Genomic DNA, 22,947 nt, shown 5'->3' with positions numbered 1-22,947 from the left:
GCATGAAAATACGTGCCATTGTCGACTGGGTAAAAAATGCCAACGCCTATGCCACAGAGGTATATAACGCGCCATACCGGTCGGCAATTGCACGAGCTAAACGGGACGAAGACGATTTATTCATGATGTTGGTTTTTTCTGAACTCATGGGTGTTCCGAATCCCGCTTCATATTACACGCTTGAGCTGCAACCCTTGTTGCTTGAGCGTTTTCACCAGTGGCACCTGCGAATGGGCATGGAGCACTCCCCGCTTGATGGTTTTCGTTGTTGCTAAGCGTTAAGGTGCTTAAATGTTCAGTGTAGATGATAAACAAATTGTATTTGTTGGCGGCAAAGGTGGCGTGGGTAAAACCACCATTTCATCGGCTCTTGCGCTTCAGCAAGCTAAACATGGCCGCAAGGTTTTATTAATTTCTACTGACCCAGCACACAGCCTAGCCGATGCATTTGATAAACCAATTGGTGACACCATTACGTCAATGACAGAGCGCGTTGATGCGCTTGAAATTGACCCCGATGCTGAAGTTGAAGCACACATTACCCGCGTAATGAAAACCATGAAGCGCTTTAGTAAGCCTGACATGTACCCAGAAATAGAACGGCAAATGCGCTTAACGCAACAATCACCCGGTGCACAAGAAGCCGCTCTTCTAGAACGCATTGCCCGGCTTATTGACGAAAAACCTGCCGATTATGATCTGATCATTTTCGACACCGCCCCTACTGGGCACACTTTGCGCTTATTGACATTACCAGAGGCAATGGCAGCTTGGACGCAAGGTTTATTAAAACAGACTGAGCGCAGTAAAAAGCTTGAAGGTGTGCTCGAACACTTAAGCCCTAAAGCCGGTAAAGACATTACCAACCCAATGGCCGACCCTAAACAACATGAGTCTGCCGAGCTTGATGAGCGAACCGCTGAAATTAGTGAGACATTATTGCGGCGTCAACGTTTGTTTCATCGCACACGGCATGTGCTAACAGACCCGAGCAAAACGGCACTTATTTTTGTGTTAACCCCAGAAAAATTACCAATTTTGGAAACAGCTCGCGCAGTTACCGCCCTGCGGCAAGAAAAACTACCCATTGCTGGATTAGTTATTAACCGCAACTTGCCTGACCATGCAGACGGTGAGTTTTTTGCCAAACGGCGCGCGCAAGAAGCTCAGTACCGCAACGAAATAGAGCATGAATTTCAAGACCTTCAACGGGTTTATTTACCGTTATTCCCCACTGATCTGCACGGTCTTGATGCGCTGAAGGACATTGCTGAGCAATTACCCTAATACGAAACAGAAATTAGCTTAAATAAACAGGTACACAACGTAGACCGAGAGCGCAGCAGCTAACACCGCCCAACCCGCTTTACGATTGTATTGTTGCCACCAGCGCAGCACTGCTTCACCAAACCAATAAACCAACAACGCTAGGCCATAATAGCGAATACCCCGAGAAATAAGAGCCGCCAGCATAAATAATCCATACGGGTATTCAGCACTACCAGCGCTGAGCATACCCACTTGAAACGGAATAGGTGAAACGCCTACTAACAACAACGTAGCGAACCCATGCTCGGCAAAACGCGCGGTAAAGCTTTCAAAGGCATCTTGATAACCTAGCCATGTGAGCAGCGCGTCACCCATGTCTTCAAATAACCAAAAACCGACAGCGTAGCCAACACTTGCCCCAAACAAGCACCCTAACAGGGTAACGGTTGCAATAGACCATAGCCGATCGCGTTGGTGCATCAGCAAGGGAATAAGAATAAGCTCTAGAGGAATAGGAATGATCAGCGACTCTAAAAACGACGCCACAAAAATAGCCAATAAGACATAATTCGAGTCGGCAAAGCGCGCTAACCAGCGGTCAGCGCGTTTATTGTTCGTTTGCTGCACAGGCGTTATTCCTCTGGCACCGGTTATTCACCAAAAGCACCAGCAGCACCAGGGAACACTACCGGGCTTTCATAACCGTCTTTGCTGACACTTGCCACGCCAAAAAAGTAATTGTCTATCACTACATTTTTGAGCGTCGCCTCAGTCACATTACCCACGTATTGGCTAAACTCCCAGTTCGGTGCGTCGGTATGACGCCAGTATATGCGGTAGCCTTTCACATGCGCTTTTTCAGCGGCGCTAGCCGGCGCCCAGCTAAGCGTCGTGTCAGCGCTTACCGCCCCAGTAATTTTCACTTGTGCCGGTGGGCTTGGTGCCCATGCCATACTGGCTAAGCTCACGGCGTTCAAAGCGGTAAGCTTCGCCGCATAATCAAAGTCGACACCGTCAATAGTATCGCCGTAAACAATACCGTTTTCGGTACGAAGGTCTTGATGCTGACGATGATAGTTTTCGTTGGTTTCCATAATACGAACACCAGGAAAACCTAAATCGTTAAATGGGCGGTGATGCCCACCGCGACCAAAACGATCTAACCGGTAAATCACCATAGTGTCTAAATTTGGAATATAGCGGTCTGCCATCCAATCAATGTAGCGCGCGAGGTTTCGGCTTGGCGAATCAACTTCACCGCCGGTAAAGCGGCGACGACGCATATCTGCTTCGGTTTCGTCTTGGCGTGTGCCCTCGGCAAAAATACGAGCCGTGGTGTTATTAATAACGCCATTAATACCTTCAATATTACCGATCATGTCGTTATTTAGCACCGCTTTAATGCGCCAACCGTCTTTTTGTGCTTGTTCGGCCATAATACGGCCACCAAAAAGCCCCTGCTCCTCGCCAGCAAGCGCAGCATACACAATGCTACCGGCGAATTTATATTGGCTAAGTACTCTTGCAGCTTCGATGGTACCGGCGACGCCTGAGGCGTTGTCATTGGCACCTGGCGCATCCGAGGTATAATCCATGACGTCGGAAACCCGTGAATCAATATCGCCCGACATAATGACATAACGATTCGGGTCGACCGTACCACGCTGCACCGCAATGACACTAACAACTTCGACAGGGTCAGGAATACGGGACTCCCCCTTAATCACTCGCGATTGGTAGTACACATCAAGACATCCACCACAAGCCGCTGATATTTTATCAAATTCAGCCTTTATCCAGCGTCTTGCGGCACCAATACCGCGCGTATCTGAATCGGTTTCTGATAAAGTATGACGAGTACCAAAACTAACCAACTTATTTATGTCAGCTTCAATGCGCTGAGCCGATACCTGCGCTTGTATATCATGCAGTGCTGGTTGGTCTACATACTCCACATCGGCACTTGCAGTACTAACAAGCAATACTGAAAACAGCCCGACTAAACTCGCCTTAGGGTACAAATTCATTGCAGGTTCCTCTGGTTGAATGGGCGACAGTGTCATAGTATTGATGTTATACGTGAAGCGACTATGAGGAAGCAACCATGAAAGCTGTTGGTTATCGGGAATGCGGTACTATTGACCGCAACGATGCCTTACTTGACATAACCCTTGCAGACCCTGTGTTAGGGCCTAATGACGTGCTTGTTGCGGTATATGGCGTGGGCGTGAACCCGGTCGATACTAAAATTCGCAGCCGCAGAGGCCCGCTTGAAGGCGAGTTCGCCGTTTTAGGCTGGGATGCAGCTGGGGTCATATTGAGCGTTGGCGAAAACGTTCACGACTTTAAAGAAGGTGATGACGTCTGGTATGCCGGTGAGCTCAATCGAAACGGCTGCAACGCGCAGTACCAAGTGGTCGATGCGCGCTTAGTCAGTCGCAAGCCCCGCTCATTAAGCTTTGCTGACGCAGCTGCAATGCCGCTTACTTTCTTAACCGCTTGGGAGCTATTGTTTGATCGCTTACATTTAAGCCGAGACGAGTCTGCAACATTGTTAATTACGGGGGCTGCCGGTGGGGTTGGCTCGGCCTTGCTACAACTGGCTAAATTATGCCCCAAGGTAAAGACCATTGCGACGGCGTCACGGCCTGAAACTCAGCACTGGGTAAAGCAAATGGGCGCCGATATTGTCATTAATCACCACCAACCTTTGGCCGCTCAATTAGCCAAGCACAACATAGAGCAAGTGAGTCACGTAGCCAGCCTAACGCACACCGATCAACATTTTGAAGCTTTGGTTGAGTTGCTGGCACCGTTCGGACACTTTGCCCTAATCGATGATCCGCAACGTGCACTTGATGTTAGGTTGTTAAAACAAAAGAGTATTGCACTGGTGTGGGAGTTTATGTTTACCCATAGCCTATTCAAAACTGAAGACATGCACCGACAAGGGCAAATTTTTCGTGAAATAGCCGAGTTAACCGATGCGGGTAAGTTAACTTCGACTCGGGTCGCTCACTTTGGTGAACTAAATGCCGAAAATTTAAAACGCGCGCACCAGTTACTGGAATCGAGCCAAAGTATCGGCAAAATTGTACTTGATGGATATAACGCGCCGCTTGATTAACCAAGCGGCCGCTGCAATAAGCAAAGTAACACTATGACAATTAGCAGTCGGCCAACTCAAAACGAAGCTCAAACAGGGTTGCCTCATTTTGGTCTAAATAACGAATGACCAAAAAGTCAGCTTCTTCACGATAAAACGCCAATGAGTCTATGTTACAAAAAGCTTCAAGCATGGCTGGTTGCAATTGCGCTCGTATCTTGTCCTCATCATGTTGATACTTATCAACACCAACTAATGTGTAAATAAAGCGCATGCCATAATTAAGTACTTCGGCGCGTTCGAAACGTGTTTGACTATCGAGTAACTTTGGTAAGTCTCGATTTAGCTTGCCAGAGCGCTCTAGTAACTGTTGATACAACTGGTTACGATTTTTTGCGTCGCTCTGCAGCCCTAAGCTGCTGTAAGCCCAAATTAATAAAAGTCCAGTAACCAACACCGCAACTGCTACAGTTAACTGGCGTTTAAAGGCATTTGTCATATTATTTACCTACATATTTGCACTTATTTTATCGATAGCACGTATCGAAATTATCGTGATACCCCACTTACAAACATACATGAATGTATGTATAATTCTGGGGTTAAAAAATCACACACTTAGTATGAGGTACATACATGCAACAACGTCTACGTAAACCGTTGTTTGTTTCAGTTTTAGCAAGTTCATTAATGCTTGCTGCTTGCGGTGACGCACAACAACAAAATGGCCAAACCGGTCAACAACAACAAATGACTGTCGGTGTGGTAACGGTTGAAAGCCGTAATGTTGATTTAACCACAACCCTACCTGGTCGCGCGAGCGCTTTTCGGGTGGCGGAAGTTCGTCCGCAGGTAAGTGGCATATTGCAGTCACGCTTGTTCGAAGAAGGCTCAATGGTTGAAGCCGGCCAACAACTTTACCAAATTAATGCAGACATGTATGAAGCCGAGCTGGCGAGTGCTGAGGCTGAAATTGCTCGCGCAAGCGCGGCTGTTAAATCCAGTAAATCACGTTTTCAGCGCAGTAAAGGTCTACTCAAAGACAAGGCTATAAGCCAACAAGACTTTGATGAAGCAGAGGCCGCTTATTTGCAAGCCGAGGCACAGTTAAAAATGGCTCAGGCGAACCTGACTCGGGCCAAGCTCAATGTTGAATATACGCGCGTTGAAGCACCAATTTCTGGTCGAATTGGTCGTTCACAACTTACCGAAGGTGCCCTACTGAGCGTGGGCCAAGCCCAGCCATTAACCACCATCACGCAACTTGATCCGATTTATATCGACATTGCGCAAAGCACCAGTGATTACCTTAAATTACAAGCAGCAATTGCCGATGGTCGTCTTGTCACAGATAGCGAAAATCGTGCGCAAGTTCGTGTGAGTGTCGGCGAGGCTGGTAACTACAACACCACCGGCGAGCTATTGTTCAACGAGGTAACCGTTGACCCGCAAACAAGCGCTATTACCCTGCGCGCCAAGTTGGAAAATTCAAACCACGCCATTTTGCCAGGCATGTATGTGCGTGCAGAAGTTGGTACCGGTTCACTGAAAAACGCGTTGCTGGTGCCACAAACTGGCGTTTCACGTGACCCACGCGGCCGCGCTATCGCTATGGTTGTGAATCAAGAAGGTAATGTTGAGCAACGTTACATAAGCGTTGAGAGCACTATTGGCAGTAACTGGATTGTGACCGATGGCCTGAGTGTTGGCGATAAAGTCATTGTTGAGGGCTTACAGAAAATTCAGCCTGGTATGCCAGTACAAACTGAAGAAGTGAAGTAATTTATGGCTAAATTTTTCATTAACCGACCAATTTTTGCCTGGGTAATCGCTATTGTGATTATGCTTGCAGGTGGTCTTGCGGTAACGCAACTACCGGTAGAGCAGTACCCAGAAATTGCACCACCTTCGGTACAAATAAACGCAAGCTACCCTGGCGCTACTGCTGCCACACTAGAGGAAAGTGTCACGCAGGTTATCGAACAAAACATGAATGGTATTGATAACTTGAAGTACTTTGCATCAACCAGTGACTCGGCAGGTAACGCAAGTATCACCCTAACCTTTGAAGCCGGTACCGACGCAGATATTGCCCAAGTGCAGGTTCAAAACAAGCTGCAGTTAGCGCTACCGCTGTTACCACAAGCGGTGCAAGATCAAGGTCTGGTGGTTGCTAAATCAAATAATTCATTTTTGTTAGTTGCGGCTTTAACATCGAACAATCCGCAAATTACCCAGATTGATTTAGGCGATTATATTGCCAGTAACCTGCAAGACCCCATTGCTCGTACTGCTGGGGTTGGTAATGTGCGCCTATTTGGTGCGCCCTATGCAATGCGCATATGGTTAGATCCCGACAAGTTAGTGCGCTACAACATGAGCACCCAAGACGTGGTTTTGGCATTGCGCGAGCAAAATAACCAAGTTGCAGCGGGTCAGATTGGTGGCACGCCAGCTGTTGAAAATCAGCGACTAACTGCCTCAATTATTGCGCAAACACGGCTAGAAACCGTTGAACAGTTTAAAAACGTGCTACTTCGGGTAAATAGTGACGGTTCCAAAGTTACTGTTGGCGATGTCGCAGAAGTTGAACTTGGGGGCCAAGACTACGGCACAATTGCGCGCTACAACCGTCAAGCGGCAAGTGGCCTTGCGGTAAACCTAGCGACCGGCGCAAACGCCCTAGATACAGCCGCTGCCGTGAAAGAAAAGCTCAACGAGCTGCAGCAGTTCTTCCCTGAAGGCGTGGAATTAGTTATTCCTTATGACACCACGCCATTTGTTGAAATATCCATTCAAGAAGTGGTTAAAATTCTGTTTGAAGCAGTGGTTTTAGTCTTTATCTTGATGTTTATTTTCTTACAGAACTTGCGCGCAACAATTATTCCATCGCTGGCTATTCCTGTAGTGTTGCTCGGTACATTCGGCATCATGTCAGCGCTAGGCTTTTCCATTAACACCCTAACCATGTTCGGTTTGGTGCTGGCCATCGGCCTATTAGTGGATGACGCCATTGTTGTGGTGGAAAACGTTGAGCGCTTAATGAGCGAAGAACAGCTCAGCCCGCGCCAAGCAACGATTAAATCTATGGGGCAAATCACCGGCGCACTTGTAGCTATCGGCTTGGTCATGGCGGCAGTTTTTGTTCCTATGGCCTTCTTTGGTGGCTCAACCGGTGCGGTGTACCGTCAATTCTCTATCACTATTATCTCGGCAATGTCTTTGTCAGTATTAGTGGCGATTATTTTCACGCCCTCACTGTGTGCGACAATTTTAAAGCCATTAGACCACACCCACGAAGCCAAGGGCATTTTGGGCTGGTTTAACCGTAAGCTCGACAGTGCCACCAAAAAATACACCAACTCGGTACAATCAATTATTAAACGCAGTATGCGTTTCTTGCTGGTTTACTTGGGGTTAGTTGTGGTCCTTGGGTTTTTGTTTGCCCGTATGCCAAGCTCGTTTATTCCGAACGAAGACCGCGGTGTTTTCTTAACGCAAATGCAATTGCCTTCGGGCGCAACGCAAGAACAGTCGCGTCAAACCATGGCCAAAATTGAAGACTACTACCTCGACCAAGCGGCCGGTGTTCGCTCGGTATTCTCGGTTGTTGGTTTTAGCTTTAGTGGCCAAGGGCAAAACTCTGGCCTTGCCTTTGTGCGCTTAACAGACTGGGACGAGCGCACAACGCCGGAATTGCAAATTGACGCAATTATTGGCCAAGCATTTGGCTTCTTCTCACAAATTCGAGAAGCGATGGTATTTGCGTTTAATTTGCCCTCTATTCCGGAGTTAGGCACGGCAAGTGGATTCAACTTGTATTTACAAGACCGTGGTGGCCTTGGCCACGAAGGGTTACTTGAGGCACGCAACCAATTACTCGGGATGGCAGCGCAAGAAGAGTCGCTAACAGGCGTACGCCCCAACGGTTTAGAAGACACGGCACAGTTACGTATTGATGTCGATTATGAAAAAGCCAAAGCGCTTGGAATAAGTATTAGTGATATTAATAGCACCCTGTCTAATGCGTTTGGTACCACCTATGTAAATGACTTTGTCGACCGTGGTCGGGTCAAACGTGTTTACCTGCAAGGTGTACCTGAAGCCCGCATGACACCTGACGACATAGGCAAATGGTACGTGCGTAACAGTAACGGCGAAATGGTTTCATTTGCCTCATTCTCAACCACCGAATGGGACTTTGGCCCGCAGCGTCTTGAACGTTATAACGGTGTACCGGCCATGAATATTCAAGGTGAAGCAGCCCCAGGGTTCTCATCGGGCGATGCCATGCTGAAAATGGAAGAACTCATTGGTAGATTACCCACCGGTATTGGTTATGAATGGACCGGTATTTCACTTGAAGAACGCACCTCGGGTGACCAAGCACCATTGCTTTACGCTTTGTCACTACTTATTGTGTTCTTGTGTTTAGCGGCGCTATACGAGAGTTGGTCAATTCCGTTCTCAGTTATGTTAGTTGTGCCGCTAGGTATACTCGGCGCAGTTATTGCAGCGACTATGCGAGGGCTTGAAAACGATGTTTACTTCCAAGTTGGCCTGTTGACCACAGTCGGTGTTTCGGCCCGTAACGCCATTCTGATAGTGGAATTTGCGAAAGATTTACAAGCACAAGGTAAAGAGCTACTGCAAGCCACTTTAGAGGCCGTTCGTTTACGTTTGCGCCCTATTTTAATGACCTCGTTAGCATTTACCTTCGGGGTACTACCACTAGCCCTATCAACCGGCGCCGGCGCGGTAAGCCGTCAGGCAATTGGTACCGGGGTTATCGGGGGCATGCTTGGCGGCACTATTTTAGCCATTTTCTTTGTGCCGTTATTATTCTACGTTGTACGCCGTACCTTCCCACCAAAAGCGGCCTATGACGACGAATAGAGACTAGCGAGATATTCAAGCTACGTGATAAGGTTGAGTTGTGTTTCACAACTCAACCTTTTTTTATGCTGCATCGTTACTTTGTTATTGCGTTAGCTTTATTGGCTGTATTAGTCGGTGTGCAATTACCAAATTTCATCACCCAATATGAGCAACGGCTTGATGCTCAGTACACTGAAGCTATGGTGTACTACAAGGAATATCAACGTATTGCCGATACCTATCTAAACGGCGATATGCAAGCGCTTATAGAAATGCACGAGCAAAGTGATAATCCCGTTTTCAAAGATGAAGCCGTACCTATTCGTGAGCTAGTTCGCAGAGTAGAGCTGTACCGCTTCGAGCAACAACAGCTTAATCAGGGCTACTTACAGAAAATTTGGTTTGTTGCTTGGCAGGCTAATCCAGAACTGCGTGATAATACCTGGAGAATGTATAGCTTTAATGTACCGCTTACGCGCCAAGCGGTATTTACGGGAGTGATTGCTGCCCTACTAGTCGTGTTGTTATTTGATGGCTGTGTCGGTGGGTGTAAGTTTGCATACCGTCGCTGGCGCCGTCGACATTCAACAGCGCCGCAGCATTAACGTTTATCGTTTTTTACCTGATATTCGCCTTCAATAACATCGCTATCTTGACGATTCTGTTGGTACTCACGCTCACTACGATAACGAGCTTGCGCTTGTTTTTGAGCTTGTCGCGTGGCTTTTGAAAATTGCCACATTTGCTTCATCTCGCGACGCTTACGCCACATCAATGGTAGCAGTAATATCCAGCCAAACAGCAACAAAACTAAGCCGACTGCAAGCCCCAATACCAGCAACATTCCAAAGATTAACCAACTCAAAATTACCACAATGGGGTTGGCGCCCGGCTGCGGCTTTATTTTTTGTTGCCAGTGTTTAATATAAATTAGCATGTGAAATCTCCTGTTACACCCCAGTATATGGGGATTATTTCAATTCAGACAACCGCGCTGCCCGATGATCTTGTAACAATTTGAGAATAATGCTGGTTAAATTAACAATATTAAATACTGTCCCTGACACACTACCGACAATTACTGCATACGCTAGGCCAAGCAGCTCCGCCAGCAAAAACCAACGGCGTATTTTTACTGGGTCTTCTAGAACTATTGCACCAACGGTAAAAATAATGGATGAAATATAAGCCATCAATAATGGCAAAATATCCACATCACCGGTTAATTCCCAAATAAAGAAGCCGATATTAATAGCCACAAATGACCACAATACAAATGGCCCGCGCCAGCGCAGCGCTATTAAATTTCGGACTACCGCAATACCGGTGACGACACTACCGGCAATAGCATCGAGCATAAAAAAGTGAATTGACAAAGCACCTAAAGCACATGCACTGACAACACGGTAGCGGTTCGCCGTACCTTGTCGGTATGCAATAAAGTTTGCCACTAAAGCAAATAATCCAAAAAGTTCTGCTACAGAAATCACATATCACCCATAAAAAAACGGCAATGACGGCAAAACGCCGTCATTACCGCTTTGCTTAAATACGTTAATTATTTGCGTTGTTCGGCCGAAGCATCGCGAATACCACGAAACTCGTTGCCTTGATACCAGTTCGGCCAATCATCGCTGTTGGCCAGTTCATTGCCAACCCAATAATATAGCCATAAATCTTGCTGCACGCCGCGTAAATCCCAGCTTGGATCAAATTCATCAGCTGGCTTATGATACGCAACTTGGACGTATTCAGCACGCTGTTTCTGGCCATATTCTACACCAAATTCAACATGATCATTACCGCCTTTAGCATACAACATTGGCACCCCACGTTTAGCAAGGTTAAAGTGATCTGAACGGTAAAACGAACCGGCCTCTGGTGTTGGTTCAGGCGCTATGTAACGGCCTTGTTTCTCGACGTATTTTGCCAGGTAATTCTCCATTTCAGAATTACCGTGACCAACCACAACCATGTCTTGCATAGGGCCATACACATTCAACACATCAGTATTTATACCACCAACTGCTTTACTTAATGGCAGCATAGGGTTATCTGCATACCAGTCCGAACCCAGTAATCCACGCTCTTCTGCAGTAACCAACACAAACACAATTGAACGCTCTGGTTGTGGTTGACTGGCAAAAAATTCAGCCAGCGCCATCACCCCAGCAGTACCACTAGCGTTGTCTTGCGCACCGTTAAAAATACCATCATCCGGATTCACAGGGTCGACCCCTAAATGATCCCAATGAGCCATGTAAATAACGTGCTCTTCAGGGCGTGATTTGCCTTCAATATAACCAATTAAATTTGGCGATGATAAATAATCAAATTTAGTACTCACCGAAACGGTCATGGCCGTTTTTAACGGAACTGGTTTGAAGTCAGGTTGCTGAGCCGCAGCGCGCATTTCCGCATAGTTGCTATCCACTAAAGCAAATAATTCATCGGCCTTGCTATCAGTAATCCAACCTTCAATGGCAACCCGGTCCATGTTTTTGTTGTCGCGGGCTAAATCAAAACGCATTGGTGAACCGCCAGCAATAACTCCCCAACCATAACCAGCAGGACCCGTTTCATGAATGACTATCGCGCCAGCAGCACCTTGGCGAGCCGCCTCTTCAAATTTGTACGTCCAACGGCCGTAATAGGTCATGGCTTTGCCATTAAATACTTCAGCGTCTTGCGTGTCATAACCAGGGTCATTGACTAACATGACAACAGTCTTGCCCTCTACATCAAGCCCTTCGTAGTCATTCCAACCAAATTCAGGGGCAACAATACCGTAACCCACAAATACCATTTCGCTTTCTGTAAGTTCGGTTTGCTCTTGTACGCGTGGGCTCCACGCCATCATATCGCGGCGATATTCAAATGCTTTAAGTTGTTCAGAACTAAACGACATATCTGATACTTGCGTTGGCAGCATGCGCACAAGGGGAACCTGTTGCTGATAATTATTTTCTTCAGCGTTGTATGGTTTAAGACCCCATTCACGGAACTTACCTTCAACAAATGCAACGGTTTTACGCTCCCCTTCAGAGGCTGGCGCTCGTCCTTCAAACTCATCAGAGCTTAAGGTTTCCAAATAATCTGTATAGTTTTCATTAAAGCTATAGGGGTCAACCGCAGCATGAGCGGCTTGAGTTTGATCTGCGGTTTGCTCGGCAGGGCTGCACGCGACAAGCGAAAGCCCCGCAATTGCAAACACCAGCAGGTGCTTATTCATGGTGTTCTCCTCTAGTTACAGCGTTTGAAGTGACGCCCTTCGTTAATATTGTAGTTGGCAAAATAGCCCTTATTGAGCTCCACCGCGCTATAGTAGTTTACCTGCGGCGGATAGGCTGGGCAGCGATTCGGGTCGATACTTGCACAAGGTTCCATGGTGATAATTTTCACAATTTTCATTTGCTCATCAAGGAACGCAATGTCCAATGGAATGAGTGTACGGTACATCCAAAAACCAGCGTAACCAGGTCGCTCCTCATCATAGGTAAACCACATGCCGGCATGCTCACCTAATTGCTCACGCATCATTAAACCACGTTGGCGCAATTCAAAGGTGTCGGCAATTTCCACGGTTATGGAATGTGGATGATCATCAATACACAGATTTGTTGTCTTTGTACTCGCGTCTGCCTGAGCAACAAACAACGCTACAGCGTTTAACATAGAGCAAGCAATTATGCGTTTCATGGTTAAAACCTAACTGATTCAAAAACAAGGTGGCTTAGTATGGCGTGATTAAGCACAGAAAAAAAGACAAAAAAAAGCCCCCAACCAAGGGGGCTAACGGGAGAGACACGAAATTATTCAAAGATTACGGTCGTTGTTTCACCTTCACTGCCTATTGTGACATTTTGGGTGCTGATAAAATCAATGGCATCGTCAGCTTCAGGATCATCTTCGGTATTGCATGTCCAAGCAGCGGTATAATCGCCAGAAGCTAAGTAGCCAACTTCGAAGTTATATGCAGTCGCACCATCAAAGTAAACTGTGGTTGCAGTGTACGGTTCTTCGTTCTCAGTACCACCGAAATCAGCAAGTGTCGTGGCATTCAAATCTGCCCCTTGATAGAAATACACCGTTGCGACTGGCGTCGAAATATCGGCCGGAGCCACAGTACATTCGTTTTCAATCAATAACGCCTCAGCAAGCGAGCCCTCGACGTGGCCAATTGTCATATTATCCACAATTCGCACACCGCGTGGCTTGAGAAAATACCCTGCTTGCCCCACCGGATTAACTAAAGCCTGACGCAAATCGAACTCTACGGTATAAGCAACGTTGCCGCCGGCATCTAAAGTGAAGCTATCAAACTTCAGTTCATTCGATGGCACAGACAATGGAATACGCTCTTCACCTACAAGTACATACGAACCCTCGGCCATTTCTAACCGCAATTGACTATAATTTCCAGCCGGCACTTCTACGCCAGAAAGTAAATTTTCAGAGGCTGAACCAGTAAATTCAAGCAAGTTAATGCCGCGTGTATTCGCAATTACATCACCGTTGGCATCGGTACACACATCATTTTCCTCAATCGTGTTTGTATCCTCACCAATAGTGAATGTCTGGGTTCCTTCGCTATTACCAATCAGCTCGACACTATGAAAACAAGCCCACACTTCGTCGGCGGCATCAACAGGAGCATCACTGACCCCAAGAGTAAACATAGCTGTGTTTGGTTCATCATCTGACGAGCCACACGCGGAAACTAAAGTGGTTGCAGCTAACGCTGCTGCGACAGTTGTAAATTTATTGAATTTCAACATAAAACACCCTCTGTGTTATGAAACTTGAGGTAGTTATAGCAAACTCGAATAGCATTACGAGGAGATTTACTTGAGCTTTACTAAATAGCCAATTCAGTTAGCAACGAATACTGTATAAATAAACTTCACTTAGTTTGGCTGAAGCCAATTAAGCACTCAATTGCCCACATCAAGCGTTGATTGTGTATGACTTAGCGCTTAAAGTAGCAACATCAAAACAACATAGTTAGCAAACCATGACCGAACATTTGGTTCAATTATCAGTACCGCGACCAAGCTCACACGCCATCGCACAGTTAAAATGCGTTACTGCCATTGGTGGTGGTCACGGTCTCGGTCGTGTGCTCTCTACCCTGTCATTTCTAGAACGTCGTCTTATTGGCATTGTCGCGACAACCGATGACGGTGGCGCGAGCGGAAAGTTACGGCGCAGCCATGACTGTATCGCTTGGGGCGATATACGCAATTGCCTCTCGCAATTGGCGCAACAGCCGTTAGCCGCCGATGTCCTGAATTATCGTTTCGAATCTGAGCACGAATTACATGGGCATAATTTGGGTAATTTGATTTTGTACACATTGGACCAAGTCAGCGCCCGGCCGTTAGACGGTATTCAGTTATTAAGCCGTTTGCTCAATATCAATACGCGTTTGTTACCCATGTCAGAAATGCCCGTTGATTTAGTGGCATCAACTCATGATGGCTTGGAATGCTTTGGTGAGCTGCATGTCGATGGCTTATTACATATGCCGCAAAAACTTGCATTATCGCACCCCGTAGTTGCAACCCCAGAAGCACTGGCTCACATTCGCCGTAGCGAATTGATCATTCTCGGGCCTGGCAGCTTCCTTACATCCGTGATGCCGCCGCTTTTGGTCAACGAATTTGTGCAAACTATCGCAGCAGCCACCGCCCCTGTCATTTTTATTGATAATCTAGCGCCAGAGCATAGCCCTGCAGGGGAAATGCCTATTAGCCAGCGCTTAGAGTGGATGAACCAGCAACTGGGCGAATCCTTAGTCGATGGAGTCATCACTAATCGTCCTGATGCTAAATTAAAATTACCCGTGTTTGACCATGTCAGTGCTGCTCCAGACGCACCGCACCGGCATGACCCAAGCTCTTTATTGGCAGCATTGAATGCCGCGGTAACCTATTTTCTTAAGGATTGATCATGCAGTTTAAAGCACGCATCGCTCACGCTCTTGTTGGCGCGCTGTTTACGGGCACGCTTTTACTTAGCACACCCACCCATGCGTCCGAGCTATCGTTAGTCGAAACTCAGCAAGCTCAAGCGTTAGGGCTCGCTGTACCCTACTCTGCCAAGGTTCCCACTATCGAGAGTGTGCTAGGTTATCCGGCCGCATCACGAATTAGCAGTCCAGCAGCCATTGAGGCCTATTTCGTTAAATTAGCGGAACAATTTCCAGCGCAAGTTAAATTGCACTATTACGGAAAATCATGGGAAGGCCGAAATCTTTACTATGTCGCTATATCAAGTGCTGAAAATATTGCGGCTTATGCAAGCTACCAACAGGGTATGCAACAGTTAAGTGCCGCCGATAAAACCAGTCGTGAACAAGCAAATAAACTTATCGCGGAACTGCCGGCCAGTATTTGGCTATCTTATGGCGTACACGGAAATGAAATTTCTTCACCTGAAGCAGCAATGTTAACGGCCTATCATTTACTTGCGGCCGAAGACGAACAAACGGCCAGTTGGTTGAATAACACCGTGGTATTTATTGATCCCGTTCAAAACCCTGACGGACGTTCGCGTTTTGTCTCGCGCTATTACATGACAGCAGGCCTAGAGCACAGCGCAGACCGCCACTCTGCAGAACACAATGAACCCTGGCCTAGTGGTCGTTCAAATCATTACCTATTTGACTTAAATCGCGACTGGATAGCCCTAACGCAGCCAGAAATTAGTGGCCAAGTTACAGCGCTATTAGAAAATATGCCGTTGGTCTTTGTTGATTTGCACGAAATGGGCGGTGACAGTAGCTACTACTTCACCCCCGAAGCTGACCCGTATAACCCTCTAATTACCAAGAAACAACGTGAAACCTTATGGTACATCGGCGAAAACAACGCACAGTGGTTTGATGAGCGCGGTTATGACTACTTTACTCGCGAAATTTTCGACGCTTTCTATCCTGGTTATGGCGCTAGCTGGCCGCTTTATCACGGTAGTATTTCAATGACCTATGAAATGGCCTCGGCTCGTGGTCATGTTTTTCGCACTAAAAATGGGGATATTTTAACTTATGGCGATGGCGTACAACGTCACTTCGTCGCCTCCGTTGCCACCATTGAAGCCGTAGCCCAACAACGCCAACAACTGCTGAAAAACTTTTGGGACTATCGTAATCAAGGTATTGAAGCCGGCAGCGACAGCAAACAACGGGTTTATTTATTTGCTGGTCAACAAGACCCCGCCGCCACACAGCGTTTAGCCGGTTTGTTAACACGCCATGGCGTACACGTGCAGCAAGCCAAAGAAGCGTTTTCTGCATGCGGTGTAAAATACCCTGCTGGTAGCTTTTGGGTTGATACAGCGCAGCCCGCACACTATATGGCGCGTACTTTGCTTGATAAAAATATTGCCATGGATGATAAATTCATCGCCGAACAAGAACGCTTGCGAGCTAACAATTTACCCGACCAAATTTACGATGTAACCGCTTGGTCTTTGCCGTTAATGTTTAACCTTGATTACCAAACCTGTAGCCGTGCTCCGCGCGTTGAAAGCCAGTTAGCAACCGAGCAGTTAGTCAAACCAGGTACGGTACTCAATGCTGACGCCGAGGTAGGTTTCATTGTGCCCTGGGGCGACATGAATGCGGGGCGTTTTTTAACCGAAGCATTACGCGAAGGTTTGACGGTGAAGCGCAGTGACCTTGCTTTTACGCACAAAAATAAACAACGCTACCCTGCTGGCAGTTTAATACTAACCCATGCCCAAAACCCTAATCTAAAAGCTGCCGTGCAAAAACTCGCGGTAAGTTCGGGGGCCACCGTGCACGGTGTTGACAGCAGTTGGGTAACTGACGGCCCGAACTTTGGCTCTAACAACGTTAAATTGGTTCATGCACCAAACATTGTCATGCTTTGGGATGAACCGGTATCAAGTTTAAACGCTGGGCATTCACGTTATGTCATTGAGCAACAGTTTGGCTATCCGGTAACGGCCATGCGTGCCGCACAACTATCGCGTGCAGACTTATCGCATTATCAAGTGCTTATACTTCCAAGTACATATGGCAGCCTAAGCGCAGCGCTGGGCGAAAACGGCGAAGCCAATGTCACCAAATGGATTGAGAATGGCGGCGTATTGATCACCTTTGGCAATGCCACTGAGTGGGCGGTGCAATCCGATTTACTCAACAGTGCACTAGAGCGCGTTATAAATGAAAGCCCACAAGGCCATGGTAGCGAGAAAAAAGTGGACGGCTTGTTGATTCAATCAAAAGCCGAGCACATGCATTATATTACCCCAGACGCTGCCGACCCATACTGGACCGCTGGCGTGTTGACCAACCTCGATGTTGACCTTGAACATTGGTTAAGTGCTGGTGTGCAGCCAAACTTAATCAGCGTGACCGTGGGCAACCAAATTTATCGCCCACTGAGCATTGAGCATGGCCGAAATATCGTCAGTTATAGCAAAAATGTGCTTGCAAGTGGCTATTTATGGGAAGAAAACCAACAGCAATTAGCTTATAAGCCTTTCTTAATGTGGCAACCACGTAAGCGCGGCATGGTTATTAGCTTTACCCAAGAGCCGACTTATCGTGCTTATTTAGACGGTTTAAACGTGTTGTTGTTAAACGCAATATTTGGTGGCGCTGCGCACGCAACGCCACTGCGTTAAGGCTAGGTTACTTGTCGGCGCCAATGCGTGAAGCAACGGCGCCGCGTTGATCTTTATACTTTGCGTCTTTACGGCTGCTGTATGGGCGCAAACAGTCTTCATCAAGCAATTCAAAGCTTAACGCACCAATTTTCATTAGAGGCCGCAAAGCCAGCGGTAACTTGCCACTGTTAAAGAACTCAAGTACCACCTGCCCTGACCAACCCGGATCAATACGGTGTGCAGTAACATGCACCATGAGCCCTAACCGAGCCAGCGACGAGCGCCCATCAAGCCAACCGACCATATTACTTGGCAACGTCACAGACTCGTGGGTGACGGCCAACGCGAATTCTCCAGGATGAATAAAAAATGCTTGGTCGGGCGTCAAGACAATGGGATCGCTCATGACGTTGTTTATCGCGCGGTCAATGTCTTCTCGCGGGCCGCTAATATCAATATATGCCGCAGCGTGATCTTGTAATACACGAAACTCATTGCCTAAGTGAATATCAACAGTCACGCCGCTAATATCTTCCGGCACTGGGCGCGGGTCTAGTACAATGCGTCCATCATCTAAATAGCTTTCTATTTGTCCATCGGTTAATCGCATACCACCACTCTCTTCATTATTGTTTGGTTTGCTGTTGGGCTTGCGCATAAAGCTCTATAGCTAATTGTTGTGCACTGTTGCGCATCATAACACTCAATTCATGCTCTGGCTCTGCGCTTTGCAGCGGCTTGCCACAATCTAACCCAGCTCGAATACGGCTATCAAGCGGCCATTGCCCTAGCAGCGGAACCTGCTCGCGCCGAGCGACTTCTGCACCGCCTTCGCTACCAAAAATGGCATCTTGGTGGCCGCACGCAGAGCATTGATAATAACTCATGTTTTCAATAAGCCCAGTAATAGGCACACCCACTTTTCGAAACATGGTAATGCCCTTTTCAGCATCGGCTAAAGCCACTGTTTGCGGCGTGGTCACCACAACTGCACCAGTAATAGGTAGTTTTTGTGCAAACGTTAATTGAATATCGCCGGTACCTGGCGGCATATCAACAATTAAATAATCTAACCGTGGCCACTTGGTGTCACGAAACAATTGCTGTAATGCGGCACTTGCCATTGGTCCGCGCCAAATAGCTGCGTCTTTGGTGTCGGTTAAGTAGCCTAGCGAGCTTGCCCAAATACCATGACGCTGGTGCGGTATCATTTTTTGCTGTGCATTCACTTCTAATTTTTGTTCTTGGCCACCCAACATGGTTGGTAAGGAAGGCCCATATACATCAGCATCGAGAATACCTACATTTGCACCAAGTTGGTGCAAGGCTAAAGCCAACTGAACACTTACCGACGACTTGCCTACCCCGCCTTTACCCGAAGAAACCACAATCACGTTGCCAAATGTCATGGGTAACTCGGGTTGCGAGTTCGGCAGCTTCTGTACAGCAACACGCAGTTGCCAGTTATAGGTACCAAGTATTTTATCGGCTTTGAGCGGTTCAAGCATAGCTTCACTAGCAGCAAAAGGCAGCGTTAACACCGCTTGTTTTTCGTCAATAGTCACCCAACTTGCCGAAATCGGCATGTTCAATCCGGGTAAACGAATTTGCTCTAGTGCTTTTTGCCAATCTTTCGACTTGAATAACCCAAACATTTTATTCTCCGCTTACGTTATGAAATAACGACTCTAAAACTTGGCATGAAAGCCGCATGATACGGACACTGCGGCTAGATTGCTAGCGCTGATTCAGGTACACTTCAAGGCTTTCAGAAACTCGAATTTAATGGAACGATTCATGCCAACAGCAACTCGCAAAATACTGGTTACGAATGCGCTACCCTACGCCAATGGCCCCATTCACATAGGCCATATGCTTGGTTATATTCAGGCTGATATTTGGGTACGCTTTCAAAAGCTTCGCGGCCACGAATGTCACTATGTATGTGCCGATGACGCACATGGCACGCCTATTATGCTTAAAGCACAACAACTAGGTATTGCGCCCGAGCAAATGATTGCCGACATGAACGCAGCTCACCAAGCTGATTTTGCTGATTTCCATGTAGCATTTGATCACTATCACTCAACGCATAGCGACGAGAACCGCGAGTTGGCTGAGCTCATCTACACGCGTTTACGCAAAAATGGCTACATTAAAACAAAAACCATTGAACAGTTATTTGACCCGCAAAAAGAAATGTTTTTGCCCGATCGTTTCGTCAAAGGTACCTGCCCAAAATGTGGCGCCGAAGACCAATACGGCGACAACTGCGATGTTTGTGGTGCAACCTACTCGCCAACTGAGTTAAAAAACCCCAAGTCTGCCGTTTCAGGTGCTACCCCAGAGTTGCGTCAATCTGAGCACTACTTCTTTGACTTGCCAGCCTTTGAAGACATGCTCAAAGCATGGACACGCTCGGGGTCATTGCAAGACGAAATGGCGAACAAGCTGAACGAATGGTTTGAGTCTGGCCTACAAATGTGGGATATCAGTCGCGATGCGCCTTATTTCGGTTTTGAAATTCCTGACGCACCGGGTAAATATTTTTACGTTTGGTTAGACGCGCCAATTGGCTACATGGGCAGTTTTAAGCACTACTGCAACACCACGGGTAAAGCCGATTTCGACACGTACTGGCAAGCAAACAGCGACGCTGAGCTGTATCACTTTATTGGCAAAGACATTATTTATTTCCACAGCCTGTTTTGGCCATCTATGCTCAAAGGCGCCAATTTCCGTCAACCTACGAACGTGTGGGCGCACGGGTTTATTACGGTAAACGGTACCAAAATGTCGAAGTCAAAAGGCACGTTCGTGATGGCACGTACCTACCTTGACCACTTAGATCCCGACTATTTGCGCTACTACTTTGCCGCCAAACTAACGAATCGCATTGACGATCTTGATTTAAACCTGACCGATTTTGCCCAGCGTGTTAACGCAGACTTGGTGGGTAAAGTGGTTAATATTGCTAGCCGCTGCGCTGGTTTTATAAGCAAGAAGTTTGATGGAAAATTGGCAGCTCAGTTAACTGATACAGCGCTAATTGATGAATTTCAGGCCGCCGGTGCTGCAATTACTGAAGCTTACGAAAAACGTGAGTTCTCAAAAGCTATGCGCGACATTATGGCATTGGCTGACAAAGCCAATTTCTACATTGCCGAAAAAGAGCCATGGCAGCTAATTAAAGACCCAGCCAAAGCCGACGAAGTGCACCAAATTTGCTCCGTGGGCATTAACTTGTTCCGCTTACTCATGGTGTATTTAACCCCTGTTGTGCCGGACCTTGCTAAGCGCGTACAAGAATTCTTGAACGACGAATTTAGCTGGAATAGCTACCAAAAAGTATTAACCGACCACGCAATTAGCCCGTTCAAAGCGCTAATGCAACGTATTGAAATGGACAAAGTAAACGCCATGATTGAAGACTCAAAACAACAAAATGAAACCGCTAACACGCCAGTATCAACCAGTAATGGCGAATTAGAGCGCGACCCAATTAGTGCCGAAATTGCCTATGACGATTTCGCTAAAATTGACCTGCGCATTGCACGTATCGCCAATGCGGAACACGTTGAAGGTGCCGATAAGTTATTAAAGCTTACTCTTGATCTTGGTGGTGAAACCCGTCAAGTATTTGCGGGCATTAAATCAGCTTACGCACCGGAAAAACTCATTGGTCAACACACGGTTGTGGTTGCCAACTTAGCACCTCGAAAAATGCGCTTTGGCTTGTCTGAAGGCATGGTCTTAGCCGCTGGGCCGGGTGGCGAAGAATTGTATATTTTAAACCCGCACGATGGTGCTAAACCTGGCATGCGAGTGAAATAATGGCCATTACCGTTCACCTGCACCCAGGTAAAGATAAGTCATTACGCCGCTTGCACCCGTGGGTGTTTAGCGGTGCTATTGCCCGTATTAAGGGCTCGCCTAAAGCAGGCGAAACGGTATCCATTCACAGCGCCGAAGGCGACTGGCTTGGCTATGCGGCGTGGTCGCCACAGTCACAAATTCGCGCACGGGTGTGGAGCTTTAACCAAGGCGACACCATTAACAGTGCTTTTTTTGCCAACCGTATTGCGGCTGCAAAAACCTTGCGCGACGGCTTAGCCATTGCCAGCAACGCCTACCGCTTAGTGGCCGCTGAAGCCGATGAACTGCCCGGTGTCACTATCGATAAATACGACAACTGGCTGGTTTGCCAGCTGCTAAGTACAGGTGCTGATTATTGGCGTGATGCCATTGTCAGCGCGCTACGTGAACAGTTCCCTGAGTGCTCTATTTACGAACGCTCTGATGTTGATGTGCGCCAAAAAGAAGGTTTAGCCCCGCTTACCCAAGTGCTATACAGCGCCGACGGAAGTGCTCCACCCGCTCACATTTGGATTCATGAAAATGGTCTTGAGTTGGGTGTGGATATTCAAAATGGCCATAAAACCGGCTACTACCTTGATCAACGTGATAGCCGACTAGCCGTGCAAAAATATGTGCCAGGCAAACGCGTACTCAACGCGTTTAGCTATACCGGCGGTTTTGGCCTGTATGCAGCAGCTGCCGGCGCGGCAGAAGTAGTCAATTTAGATGTTTCAGCACCAGCGCTTGAGCAAGCCACCGCGAACCATGAACGTAATCAGCTCAGCACAGCAAACCTTGAAAACCGCCAAGAAGACGTGTTTGAAGCCCTGCGTAATTTTTACCAGAATGGTCAACGTTTCGATGTTATTGTGCTAGACCCACCTAAGTTTGTAGACAGCAAAGCAAACCTTGTTCGCGCCTGCCGCGGTTATAAAGACATTAACCGCCTTGCCTGCATGATTTTGAAACCTGGCGGCACACTGCTCACGTTTTCGTGCTCAGGCTTGTTATCGGGCGACTTATTTCAAAAAGTAGTCGCTGACGCAGCGCTCGACGCTAAACGCCCAATGCATATTATTGAGCGACTGTATCAAGGTGCCGACCACCCAGTTCGCACCAATTTCCCAGAGTCTTTATATTTGAAGGGGTTGGTACTTCGCGGCTGAGTTCGCTAGTATTTAATTAACCACAACAAACAT

20 protein-coding genes are annotated in these 22,947 nt (G+C 47.3%); 10 read left to right on the top strand and 10 right to left on the bottom strand.

Going from position 1 to position 22,947, the window contains the following annotated elements; translation table 11 throughout:
* Positions 1–2 precede the first annotated feature (2 nt).
* A complete protein-coding gene (locus ASC40_RS00725) occupies positions 3–275 on the top strand; it encodes a cory-CC-star protein (RefSeq protein ID WP_055437880.1) in 273 nt (90 codons plus the stop codon).
* Between the two features lie 16 nt (positions 276–291).
* Positions 292–1,287 carry an ArsA family ATPase gene (locus ASC40_RS00720; protein WP_055437879.1) on the top strand — a complete coding sequence of 332 codons (996 nt, stop codon included), beginning with the start codon at positions 292–294 and terminating at the stop codon, positions 1,285–1,287.
* A gap of 18 nt (positions 1,288–1,305) precedes the next feature.
* Here ASC40_RS00720 and ASC40_RS00715 read toward each other — a convergent pair whose 3' ends face one another.
* Together ASC40_RS00715 and ASC40_RS00710 are read right to left on the bottom strand one after the other, a co-directional pair.
* Positions 1,306–1,896 carry a YqaA family protein gene (locus ASC40_RS00715; protein ID WP_055437878.1) on the bottom strand — a complete coding sequence of 197 codons (591 nt, stop codon included), beginning with the start codon at positions 1,894–1,896 and terminating at the stop codon, positions 1,306–1,308.
* 23 nt (positions 1,897–1,919) lie between these two features.
* Entirely contained in the window at positions 1,920–3,296 is a 1,377-nt protein-coding gene (locus ASC40_RS00710; protein ID WP_055437877.1) for a M28 family metallopeptidase, read from the bottom strand.
* 77 nt (positions 3,297–3,373) lie between these two features.
* Between ASC40_RS00710 and ASC40_RS00705 the strand changes: the two genes are divergently transcribed.
* Positions 3,374–4,396 (top strand): zinc-binding alcohol dehydrogenase family protein, encoded by a 1,023-nt coding sequence (locus ASC40_RS00705; RefSeq protein WP_055437876.1) that lies wholly within the window; start codon positions 3,374–3,376, stop codon positions 4,394–4,396.
* 40 nt (positions 4,397–4,436) lie between these two features.
* Here ASC40_RS00705 and ASC40_RS00700 read toward each other — a convergent pair whose 3' ends face one another.
* On the bottom strand, positions 4,437–4,874 hold the full coding sequence (locus ASC40_RS00700; RefSeq protein WP_055437875.1) for a hypothetical protein: 438 nt from the start codon (positions 4,872–4,874) through the stop codon (positions 4,437–4,439).
* Between the two features lie 137 nt (positions 4,875–5,011).
* Here ASC40_RS00700 and ASC40_RS00695 point away from each other — a divergent pair, with 137 nt between their 5' ends.
* The 3 genes from ASC40_RS00695 to ASC40_RS00685 all read left to right on the top strand — a co-directional run bounded on the left by ASC40_RS00695 (position 5,012) and on the right by ASC40_RS00685 (position 9,858).
* The gene (locus tag ASC40_RS00695) at positions 5,012–6,157 is read left to right on the top strand and encodes an efflux RND transporter periplasmic adaptor subunit (protein WP_055437874.1); all 1,146 of its coding nucleotides are present in this window, start codon (positions 5,012–5,014) and stop codon (positions 6,155–6,157) included.
* A 3-nt stretch (positions 6,158–6,160) separates the two neighbouring features.
* Complete coding sequence (locus ASC40_RS00690; RefSeq protein WP_055437873.1) at positions 6,161–9,271, top strand: efflux RND transporter permease subunit; 3,111 nt, start codon at positions 6,161–6,163, stop codon at positions 9,269–9,271.
* 65 nt (positions 9,272–9,336) lie between these two features.
* Positions 9,337–9,858, top strand: a complete 522-nt coding sequence (locus ASC40_RS00685) for a DUF2937 family protein (RefSeq protein WP_055437872.1) — start codon at positions 9,337–9,339, stop codon at positions 9,856–9,858.
* Here the strand turns inward: ASC40_RS00685 and ASC40_RS00680 are convergent.
* From ASC40_RS00680 to ASC40_RS00660, 5 genes are all read right to left on the bottom strand, one after another.
* Positions 9,855–10,190: a hypothetical protein gene (locus ASC40_RS00680; RefSeq protein WP_055437871.1), complete on the bottom strand. Its 336-nt coding sequence runs from the start codon at positions 10,188–10,190 to the stop codon at positions 9,855–9,857. The two genes, ASC40_RS00685 and ASC40_RS00680, sit on opposite strands and share 4 nt — an antisense overlap.
* Before the next feature lie 34 nt (positions 10,191–10,224).
* Positions 10,225–10,743 (bottom strand): YgjV family protein, encoded by a 519-nt coding sequence (locus ASC40_RS00675; RefSeq protein WP_055437870.1) that lies wholly within the window; start codon positions 10,741–10,743, stop codon positions 10,225–10,227.
* A 68-nt stretch (positions 10,744–10,811) separates the two neighbouring features.
* Positions 10,812–12,485 (bottom strand): M28 family metallopeptidase, encoded by a 1,674-nt coding sequence (locus ASC40_RS00670; protein WP_055437869.1) that lies wholly within the window; start codon positions 12,483–12,485, stop codon positions 10,812–10,814.
* Between the two features lie 11 nt (positions 12,486–12,496).
* Positions 12,497–12,952: a DUF192 domain-containing protein gene (locus ASC40_RS00665; protein ID WP_055437868.1), complete on the bottom strand. Its 456-nt coding sequence runs from the start codon at positions 12,950–12,952 to the stop codon at positions 12,497–12,499.
* 113 nt (positions 12,953–13,065) lie between these two features.
* Positions 13,066–14,031: a DUF4382 domain-containing protein gene (locus tag ASC40_RS00660; RefSeq protein ID WP_055437867.1), complete on the bottom strand. Its 966-nt coding sequence runs from the start codon at positions 14,029–14,031 to the stop codon at positions 13,066–13,068.
* Between the two features lie 236 nt (positions 14,032–14,267).
* Between ASC40_RS00660 and ASC40_RS00655 the strand changes: the two genes are divergently transcribed.
* Together ASC40_RS00655 and ASC40_RS00650 are read left to right on the top strand one after the other, a co-directional pair.
* Positions 14,268–15,203: a gluconeogenesis factor YvcK family protein gene (locus ASC40_RS00655; protein ID WP_055437866.1), complete on the top strand. Its 936-nt coding sequence runs from the start codon at positions 14,268–14,270 to the stop codon at positions 15,201–15,203.
* Between the two features lie 2 nt (positions 15,204–15,205).
* Positions 15,206–17,908, top strand: a complete 2,703-nt coding sequence (locus ASC40_RS00650) for a M14 family metallopeptidase (protein ID WP_082432417.1) — start codon at positions 15,206–15,208, stop codon at positions 17,906–17,908.
* Between the two features lie 7 nt (positions 17,909–17,915).
* Here the strand turns inward: ASC40_RS00650 and dcd are convergent, their stop codons facing one another.
* Both dcd and apbC read right to left on the bottom strand, forming a co-directional pair.
* Positions 17,916–18,500 (bottom strand): dCTP deaminase, encoded by a 585-nt coding sequence (gene dcd, locus ASC40_RS00645; RefSeq protein ID WP_055438492.1) that lies wholly within the window; start codon positions 18,498–18,500, stop codon positions 17,916–17,918.
* A 16-nt stretch (positions 18,501–18,516) separates the two neighbouring features.
* Positions 18,517–19,545, bottom strand: coding sequence for an iron-sulfur cluster carrier protein ApbC (gene apbC, locus ASC40_RS00640; RefSeq protein ID WP_169782077.1), 1,029 nt, complete (start codon positions 19,543–19,545; stop codon positions 18,517–18,519).
* Positions 19,546–19,687: 142 nt separating this feature from the next.
* Between apbC and metG the strand changes: the two genes are divergently transcribed.
* The gene (gene metG / locus ASC40_RS00635; RefSeq protein ID WP_055437865.1) at positions 19,688–21,724 is read left to right on the top strand and encodes a methionine--tRNA ligase; all 2,037 of its coding nucleotides are present in this window, start codon (positions 19,688–19,690) and stop codon (positions 21,722–21,724) included.
* Positions 21,724–22,914 carry a class I SAM-dependent rRNA methyltransferase gene (locus ASC40_RS00630; RefSeq protein ID WP_055437864.1) on the top strand — a complete coding sequence of 397 codons (1,191 nt, stop codon included), beginning with the start codon at positions 21,724–21,726 and terminating at the stop codon, positions 22,912–22,914. Before metG ends, ASC40_RS00630 begins: the two co-directional genes overlap by 1 nt.
* The last annotated feature ends 33 nt before the right edge of the window (positions 22,915–22,947 follow it).

The sequence above is a fragment of the Pseudidiomarina woesei genome (assembly GCF_001418345.1).
Classification (GTDB): domain Bacteria; phylum Pseudomonadota; class Gammaproteobacteria; order Enterobacterales; family Alteromonadaceae; genus Pseudidiomarina; species Pseudidiomarina woesei.
The sequence above is the reverse complement of the archived record's forward strand: the minus strand, read 5'-3'. Positions and strand labels throughout refer to the sequence as shown.

Coding starts and splice junctions, on each gene's coding strand:
- ASC40_RS00725 (WP_055437880.1), top strand. CDS start 3: ATGAAAATACGTGCCATTGTCGACTGGGTAAAAAATGCCAACGCCTAT.
- ASC40_RS00720 (WP_055437879.1), top strand. CDS start 292: ATGTTCAGTGTAGATGATAAACAAATTGTATTTGTTGGCGGCAAAGGT.
- ASC40_RS00710 (WP_055437877.1), bottom strand. CDS start 3,296: ATGAATTTGTACCCTAAGGCGAGTTTAGTCGGGCTGTTTTCAGTATTG.
- ASC40_RS00705 (WP_055437876.1), top strand. CDS start 3,374: ATGAAAGCTGTTGGTTATCGGGAATGCGGTACTATTGACCGCAACGAT.
- ASC40_RS00700 (WP_055437875.1), bottom strand. CDS start 4,874: ATGACAAATGCCTTTAAACGCCAGTTAACTGTAGCAGTTGCGGTGTTG.
- ASC40_RS00695 (WP_055437874.1), top strand. CDS start 5,012: ATGCAACAACGTCTACGTAAACCGTTGTTTGTTTCAGTTTTAGCAAGT.
- ASC40_RS00690 (WP_055437873.1), top strand. CDS start 6,161: ATGGCTAAATTTTTCATTAACCGACCAATTTTTGCCTGGGTAATCGCT.
- ASC40_RS00685 (WP_055437872.1), top strand. CDS start 9,337: ATGCTGCATCGTTACTTTGTTATTGCGTTAGCTTTATTGGCTGTATTA.
- ASC40_RS00680 (WP_055437871.1), bottom strand. CDS start 10,190: ATGCTAATTTATATTAAACACTGGCAACAAAAAATAAAGCCGCAGCCG.
- ASC40_RS00670 (WP_055437869.1), bottom strand. CDS start 12,485: ATGAATAAGCACCTGCTGGTGTTTGCAATTGCGGGGCTTTCGCTTGTC.
- ASC40_RS00665 (WP_055437868.1), bottom strand. CDS start 12,952: ATGAAACGCATAATTGCTTGCTCTATGTTAAACGCTGTAGCGTTGTTT.
- ASC40_RS00660 (WP_055437867.1), bottom strand. CDS start 14,031: ATGTTGAAATTCAATAAATTTACAACTGTCGCAGCAGCGTTAGCTGCA.
- ASC40_RS00655 (WP_055437866.1), top strand. CDS start 14,268: ATGACCGAACATTTGGTTCAATTATCAGTACCGCGACCAAGCTCACAC.
- ASC40_RS00650 (WP_082432417.1), top strand. CDS start 15,206: ATGCAGTTTAAAGCACGCATCGCTCACGCTCTTGTTGGCGCGCTGTTT.
- dcd (WP_055438492.1), bottom strand. CDS start 18,500: ATGCGATTAACCGATGGACAAATAGAAAGCTATTTAGATGATGGACGC.
- apbC (WP_169782077.1), bottom strand. CDS start 19,545: ATGTTTGGGTTATTCAAGTCGAAAGATTGGCAAAAAGCACTAGAGCAA.
- metG (WP_055437865.1), top strand. CDS start 19,688: ATGCCAACAGCAACTCGCAAAATACTGGTTACGAATGCGCTACCCTAC.
- ASC40_RS00630 (WP_055437864.1), top strand. CDS start 21,724: ATGGCCATTACCGTTCACCTGCACCCAGGTAAAGATAAGTCATTACGC.